The sequence below is a fragment of the Kaistella haifensis DSM 19056 genome, assembly GCF_000735695.2.
GTDB classification, from domain to species: Bacteria; Bacteroidota; Bacteroidia; order Flavobacteriales; family Weeksellaceae; genus Kaistella; species Kaistella haifensis.
In genome coordinates, this window is sequence record NZ_JASZ02000047.1 from 1 (window position 1) to 7245 (window position 7245).

The following is a 7245-nucleotide window of genomic DNA, read 5'->3' on the forward strand; positions in this document are numbered from 1 at the left end:
AGAGCGGCAATAGAACCTATCATCGGACATTTAAAAACCGATTTTAGGCTGGCAAAAAATTACTTCATGGGAGAAACGGGACCACAAATCAATGCATTACTAGCTGCAACCGCTTGGAATATGAAGAAAATGATGGAACTACTGAAACAGAAAATTATTTTCTTATTTTATAAGATACAAATTATGCTGTTTTCTAATCCTGTTTTTAAAAATAAATTAAATAGTGGGTTTTGTTAAGGAACGACTAAATAACTAAATAAATAAAATATGGATTTTGCAATGTACAAAGCACTGGAACAAGATTTGAAAAATTATAGGTTTTACAGCGTAGTTATCTTGATTACCATAAAAAAACAAAAACCCCATTGATTATTTATTCTATTGAACGATTTCGAGGAAGGCTTGATTACTGATGCAAAATACTCCAAATTGCAGGAAAAGAACAAATCTTCGTGATGTTATTTATTCGAAAAATGAAGTAGATCTTACTCCTATCAAACTTTGCTCCTTTCAGTTAAAATCACTTTTTGACAAATGTCAAAAGATAAATAAACCTGCGGTCGTACCTTCGAGTCATCATTAATCTACAAAAAAATTAATTATGAACACAACCGAAAATCACAGAAAAGTCAATCATCAACCCGATGCAAGCCAAACGCGCCTGCAGAATGTTCCCACCGACACAATGCCTTTTCCCGATCAGATTGGGAATTACCAAAGAAATATAGGACTTCCGGAAGGCAAATTTAAAGACAGCAAAGTTTATATTGTAGGTAGCGGAATCGCCGGACTTTCATCTGCCTATTATTTCATTCGGGATGGCCAAATTCCTGCCGGAAATATTACTTTTTTGGAAAAACTCCAAATTGAAGGCGGTTCTTTGGACGGCTCCGGAAACGCACAAACCGGATACATTATTCGCGGCGGACGTGAAATGGATTTTACCTACGAAAATTTCTGGGATATGTTTCAGGATATTCCCGCTTTGGAACTTCCCAAGCCTTATTCCGTGCTCGATGAATACCGGATTGTAAACGACAACGACCGCAACCACTCCAAAGCAAGGCTCATTCACAACAAAGGCGAAGTAAAGGATTTCAGCAAATTCGGGCTTAGCAAAAAAGACCAGTGGGCGGTGATGAAACTTCTGCTCGCGAAAAAGGAAGAACTGGATGATTTAACCATAGAAGACTGGTTTTCCGAAACATTTTTAGAAAGTAATTTTTGGTGGTTTTGGCGCACCATGTTTGCTTTCGAAAACTGGCAGAGTTTACTGGAACTCAAACTGTACTTTCACCGTTTCCTGCACGCTATTGACGGTTTGAATGACCTTTCCTCGCTGGTTTTTCCAAAATACAATCAGTATGACACCTTCGTAGTTCCTTTACGGAAACATTTACAGGAACTGGGCGTCAAAATTCAGTTTGATACCGTGGTAAAAGACCTGGATATCGAAATCGCAGGCGATAAAAAAACTGTCAGAAATATTATTACCGAACAGAACGGTTCTGAAGTGAACATTGCAGTACGCGAAAATGATTTTGTGATCGTCACAACCGGCTCTATGACGGAAGACACACGCTACGGTGATAATGTTACGGCACCCTTGGTAGATTTTACCAAAGAAAATTCCGGAAAATCAAAAGGATGGACAGTTTGGAACAATCTGGCAAAAAAATCTGAAGTTTTTGGCAAACCTGAAAAATTCAATTCCGATGTTTCCAAATCGGCATGGATGTCGGCAACGCTTACCTGTAAACCGTCTGCTTTTGTAGAAAAACTGAAAGAGTATTCGGTGAACGATCCCTATTCCGGCAAAACCGTTACAGGAGGTATTATTTCGATTACCGACAGCAACTGGGTGATGAGTTTTACCTGCAACAGACAGCCTCATTTCCCGAATCAGCCGGATGATGTTTTGGTCATCTGGGTGTATGCTTTGCTGATGGAAGAAAAAGGAAATTACGTTCAGAAAACAATGCCGGAATGTACTGGAAACGAGATTTTGGCAGAGTTGGCCTATCATTTAGGAATTGAAAATCAACTGGATAATATCATAGAAAATACGATCGTGAAAACCTCTTACATGCCGTATATCACTTCCATGTTTTTACCGCGTGCAAAAGGTGACCGTCCACAGGTTGTTCCCGATGGCTGTGTGAATCTCGGACTGGTCGGACAGTTTGTGGAAACCAATAACGATGTAGTTTTTACAATGGAAAGTTCAGTAAGAACGGCAAGAATTGCGGTTTATGAACTTCTTGACAGCAACAAACAGGTCCCTGATATCAATCCGTTGCAATACGACATCCGTCATTTGTTAAAAGCCGCCAATACTTTGAACGACGGCAAAGGTTTTCCGGGCAGCGGAATTCTGAATAAAGTTTTGAAGGATACCTATTTCGAGCATATTCTGCCGGAAATTTCGCACGACGAAGCCGATGGTTTTTTCGCGCAGCAGTGGGACAAACTAAAAAGTCTCTTTGAGCATAAGCAAGAAGGGGAGTAATTATTTAACCTGAAAAGCCTTATAGGTTTTGAATACCTCTAAGGTTTTCTAAAATTTAAAAAAAAATGACAACAATAAAAAAAATTACCGTAGCCGGAAGCGGCGTTTTGGGTTCGCAAATTGCTTTCCAATCCGCACTGCACGGCTATGACGTGACCATTTACGACATCAATGGGGAAGCCATTGAAAAATCCAAAAAACTGATTGACACTTTTCTGCCCCGATACAAATCGGACCTGCAGATTTCATCCGAAAAACTGGAAGAAGCCTATCAAAAACTGCAGTTTTCAATCAACCTTCACGATGCGGTTTCCGATGCGGATCTGCTGATTGAAGCCATTCCGGAAAGTATCGGCATTAAAAAGGAATTTTACAGAAATTTATCCAAAATCGCCCCCGAAAAAACCATTTTTGCCACCAATACTTCCACGCTTTTGCCAAGTTTATTGATGGATGAAACCGGAAGGCCGGAAAAATTTCTCGCTTTGCATTTCGCCAACGAAATCTGGAAACACAACACGGCGGAAATTATGGGCACTGAAAAGACCGATCCCGAAGTATTTGCAACACTCGTGGAATTCGCCAAATCAATCGGAATGATTGCGCTGCCACTGAAAAAAGAACAGCCTGGCTACATTCTCAATACGCTTTTGGTGCCATTGTTGAGTTCAGGAATAACTTTATATGCGAAAGGCGTTGCGGACATTGAAACCATCGACAAAACCTGGATGCTCGGAACCGGTTCGCCAATCGGACCGTTCGGGATTTTGGATGTGGTTGGTTTGGGAACGGTTTACCACATTTTTAAAACCGAAGCGGAACGCACCGGAAATGAGGAAAAAATGAAGTTTGTCAACGTGCTGAAAAATCAGTTTATCGATGCCGGAAAACTCGGCGTTTCAAGCGGCGAAGGTTTTTATAAATATCCCAACCCCACTTTTCAGGGTAAAGACTTTTTGAAATAGAAGTTTTCATTATTATAGAAAGAGCGTCCGGAAATTTCCGGGCGTTTTTTTTGATAAATGTCAAAGCCAAATTTCAAAACAAGCCCGAACTTTGCGTTAACAAACAACTGGACAATGAAAAAGAACTTTTTACTGCTGTTGATTTTCCTTTCGGGGTTTATCTTCTCGCAGGCATATTCTCCTGATATTTTGGGAAATGGTTTTGAACAGAAAACATTGAATTTTCCCAACGATTACGAAGGAAAGGTCACCGCAACAGTCATCCGCAAAAAAGCGGAAAGTCCCACCCATAAAGCAGTGCTGTATATTCACGGGTTTAACGACTATTTTTTTCAGACAGAAATGGCCGAAAAATTCAATGAAAAAGGGTTTGACTTTTATGCTTTGGATTTAAGAAAATATGGGCGTTCGTATTTGCCGCATCAAACTTTTAATAATGTTAGAAATCTGGACGAATACAATGCCGAAATCGATGAAGCTTTAAAAATCATTACTGCCGAAAATCATAACAAAATTCTTTTGGCAGGGCATTCAACCGGCGGGTTGATTACGACACGGTACATGAAATATCACCCTGAAAATCCGAACATTGCCGGACTTTGGGTGAACAGTCCGTTTTATGATTTCAATATGGGGTTTCTGGCAAAAAAAATTGGGATTCCCATCATAAGTGGTTTGGGAAAGCATTATCCTGACACGAAAATTGGCGGTGGATTTTCCACTTTTTACGGTGAAAGCCTTCATAAAAATTTCAAGGGCGAATGGAATTATGATTTAAAACTGAAACCCAATGCCAACGGGAAAGTGAATTTTGGCTTTATCCGCGCTATTCACCGTGCACAGAAAGACATCCGCAACGCAGAACTCAAGGTTCCGGTATTGGTGATGCATTCTGAAAAATCGGGCTATCCAAAAGAATGGAATGAGGAAGTGACTTCTACCGATATCATCCTGAACGTGAAGGATATTCATAAAAATGCAGAAAATTTTAAGGGGAATGTCACGATAATTCCCGTAAAAGGCGGCATTCACGATTTAGTGCTTTCCAAAAAACCGGTGCGCGAAAAAGTGTATGAAGAACTTTTCAGTTGGCTACAAAAGATTGATTTTTAATAGTTTATTTTTAATGTTTAGTTTGTGAATAATGCCTCATTTGTGGGGCATTATTTTTATTTTTGTACAAATTGAATCCTGATGACTTTTCCCGAAATGCTTGCCACCTACATCACCATCGACGATGATATCCGCAGTTTTCTGAACACCCAGACCGAAAAAATTTCTGTGAAAAAGGGTACCGTTATCAGCGATCAAAATACTTTAAACCGCAAGGTGTATTTTGTAGAAAAAGGACTTCTGCGCTCGTTTTATTTTGAAAAAGGAAAAGACATCACCACCAATTTTTACCCCGAAAACAGCATTCTCGCCAATAAAGACACCATTTTTGAGAAAATTCCGGCGCGGCATTCCATTGAAGCTTTAGAAGACAGTGAAATTGTTTGTTTCCGTTACTCTAAAATGGAAGAGCTCTGCGAAACTTCGCTCACCATAGCCAATTTCAGCCGCCGTGTTTTGGGACTTCTGATGACGAATATGGAAAGGCGCATCAATTCCTTGCAGTATATGACGGCAAAGGAAAAATATATTCAGCTTTTAGAAGATAAATCTGATATACTTTTGCGGGCGCCGCTTGGGATGATAGCTACTTATCTTGGTATTTCTCAGGAAACTTTGAGTAGGATTAGAAGTGAGGTTTAGAAAAGATATCAAAGTACAGACAGAGATGCTGCTTGAGTGGCGGTGTGAAAAATAATTGTACATTTTGTAAAGATTTTATTCTTGCGTCTGAAGAATGCGAAGTTCCTTAAAAAATGTATATTTACATTGCAGACAATGAAACAATTGCGGCTAAACAGCGGTTGTCTGAATTGCGCACTTTGTAGTTAAGTGCTTTTCGAAACAGGTTTGCAACCTTTATAGCCTTAAAACGGTTATGTTTATCTGGTAGTTTTTTAACTCAAAACATATCAATAATTTTAAGTGTAACAGAATAAATGTATAACTGGAATATATGAGTAGGGGATTTGTGAAAGAGGGTGATCAGGAGGAAATTCCGATGATTCCGCCCCGTGCCGATTTACCGCGCGGTACGGTAAACTTCGTTACAGAGGTCGGATACGGTCAGTTACTCGCCGAACGTGACCAAATGATTCACGAGCGCGACAATACCTCGATTTCGGACGAGAATGAAAATCGCATTGCCGTAAATTTAATCAACGCGAAATTGCAATTGTTACTCGATCGAATTTCGTCTGCGAAAATTGTTAACCTTGCCAAACAACCCAAAAATATAGTTAGGTTCGGTGCTGAAGTGTACTTTAAAGTTGATTCCGATCCCAAAATCCAGCACTATCAAATCGTGGGCGTCGATGAGGCAAATGTTGCAGAAGGGAAAATAGCGTTTACCTCTCCTATTGCGAAAATCTTTATGGACAGAAAGATCGGCGACCGCGTGACATTGAAATTGGGCAAAGCGGAAAAGCAATTTGAAATTGTGTCGATAAAATACTGATGGATTTGTAAAGTTTATTGAAAATGGATGAAAACCACTCAAAAAAAAAGAGACTTTTCTATAAGTCTCTTGAATATCTTTAAAATTTTCCGTCGATAAACCCATAATGTTGAAAAAAGCTCCCGAAGCTTCCGTTCAACAGGATTTTATCTCAGCGTTTTTTATTTTTTATTTTGTTTCGATGATTTTTTAATTCATTGTTGGCTTTGCAAGCCCAACGAAACTCTGGTTATTAACCGTAGTTCTATTTGAAAATTGAGTCCTCAAATTTTATCATGTTATTTTTTAATAAATCATCAAGAAACATAAAAGGGATATCATATTTTGTGGGAATGTTTATAAATGAATTAGAAACTAAAGGTTTTACCCTTTGAATAATGAATACTTGTTTAGTATGTGATTTCTCAAATTTACAGTCAATTAATGCAGAACAAATTGATTTTCTAATTTGTTCGTTAGAAAACCATTCCTTTAGGATAATCTCAAATTCTACATCATTTTTAAACTCTGAAATTATATATAAGAAAGTAACACCTAATTCTTCAGATGCTTTAAAATTAGGAGATTCAATTAGTAATCGATTTAATAAAGTGAACATGGAAGCAGAAAATTCCTTTTTTCTACCACTGAAACTTTTGATATTTAAAGAATGATTCAATACGAGGTTTGCAAGCCATGATCCGGAATCTCCAGAAAGACAAGTTGCAATTGCTAGTGGTTCTGGGTATTCAAAAAAGTATTTTATTGTATCACTGTTATACGGTAAATGAACTAAATGTGAAGCACATAAAAATTCTTGAATTGATAAATGACTAAATTCAAAATGTTTATAATAAGATTCTGAAATTAGTCCAGTATGAGATTCAATCTCTAACACAACTTCCTTCATTTCTTCTGATGGCAAATTGTATTTTTCGTGAATATCTAAGTAGTCGTTCCTTAACAAAACCCACTATTTAATTTATATTTAAAAACAGGATTAGAAAACAGCATAATTTGTATCTTATAAAATAAGAAAATAATTTTCTGTTTCAGTAGTTCCATCATTTTCTTCATGTTCCAAGCGGTTGCAGCTAGTAATGCATTGATTTGTGGTCCCGTTTCTCCCATGAAGTAATTTTTTGCCAGCCTAAAATCGGTTTTTAAATGTCCGATGATAGGTTCTATTGCCGCTCTGGTTCTAAATTTTTTGCGCTTTGTCT

Annotated in this window: 6 protein-coding genes and 2 pseudogenes; 6 read left to right on the forward strand and 2 right to left on the reverse strand. The window is 38.1% G+C overall.

Translation table 11 applies throughout. From position 1 onward, the window contains the following. The 6 genes and pseudogenes from AP75_RS14375 to AP75_RS13270 all read left to right on the forward strand — a co-directional run. Positions 1-237, forward strand: a pseudogene (locus tag AP75_RS14375) (hypothetical protein); the annotation flags it as partial. 364 nt (positions 238-601) lie between these two features. Beyond that, on the forward strand, positions 602-2509 hold the full coding sequence (locus AP75_RS13250; protein ID WP_088264955.1) for an oleate hydratase: 1908 nt from the start codon (positions 602-604) through the stop codon (positions 2507-2509). A 65-nt stretch (positions 2510-2574) separates the two neighbouring features. Further along, positions 2575-3474 carry a 3-hydroxyacyl-CoA dehydrogenase gene (locus AP75_RS13255; protein ID WP_031502569.1) on the forward strand — a complete coding sequence of 300 codons (900 nt, stop codon included), beginning with the start codon at positions 2575-2577 and terminating at the stop codon, positions 3472-3474. 114 nt (positions 3475-3588) lie between these two features. Continuing rightward, positions 3589-4587, forward strand: coding sequence for an alpha/beta hydrolase (locus AP75_RS13260; RefSeq protein WP_088264956.1), 999 nt, complete (start codon positions 3589-3591; stop codon positions 4585-4587). 81 nt (positions 4588-4668) lie between these two features. Then, the gene (locus AP75_RS13265; protein ID WP_088264957.1) at positions 4669-5229 is read left to right on the forward strand and encodes a Crp/Fnr family transcriptional regulator; all 561 of its coding nucleotides are present in this window, start codon (positions 4669-4671) and stop codon (positions 5227-5229) included. A 313-nt stretch (positions 5230-5542) separates the two neighbouring features. Continuing rightward, on the forward strand, positions 5543-6043 hold the full coding sequence (locus AP75_RS13270) for a GreA/GreB family elongation factor (protein WP_088264958.1): 501 nt from the start codon (positions 5543-5545) through the stop codon (positions 6041-6043). Between the two features lie 244 nt (positions 6044-6287). Here the strand turns inward: AP75_RS13270 and AP75_RS13275 are convergent, their stop codons facing one another. Continuing rightward, a complete protein-coding gene (locus tag AP75_RS13275; RefSeq protein WP_221404547.1) occupies positions 6288-6947 on the reverse strand; it encodes a hypothetical protein in 660 nt (219 codons plus the stop codon). Between the two features lie 35 nt (positions 6948-6982). Further along, positions 6983-7245 (reverse strand): annotated as a pseudogene (locus AP75_RS14380) (hypothetical protein); the annotation flags it as partial.

Coding starts and splice junctions, on each gene's coding strand:
- AP75_RS13250 (WP_088264955.1), top strand. CDS start 602: ATGAACACAACCGAAAATCACAGAAAAGTCAATCATCAACCCGATGCA.
- AP75_RS13255 (WP_031502569.1), top strand. CDS start 2,575: ATGACAACAATAAAAAAAATTACCGTAGCCGGAAGCGGCGTTTTGGGT.
- AP75_RS13260 (WP_088264956.1), top strand. CDS start 3,589: ATGAAAAAGAACTTTTTACTGCTGTTGATTTTCCTTTCGGGGTTTATC.
- AP75_RS13265 (WP_088264957.1), top strand. CDS start 4,669: ATGACTTTTCCCGAAATGCTTGCCACCTACATCACCATCGACGATGAT.
- AP75_RS13270 (WP_088264958.1), top strand. CDS start 5,543: ATGAGTAGGGGATTTGTGAAAGAGGGTGATCAGGAGGAAATTCCGATG.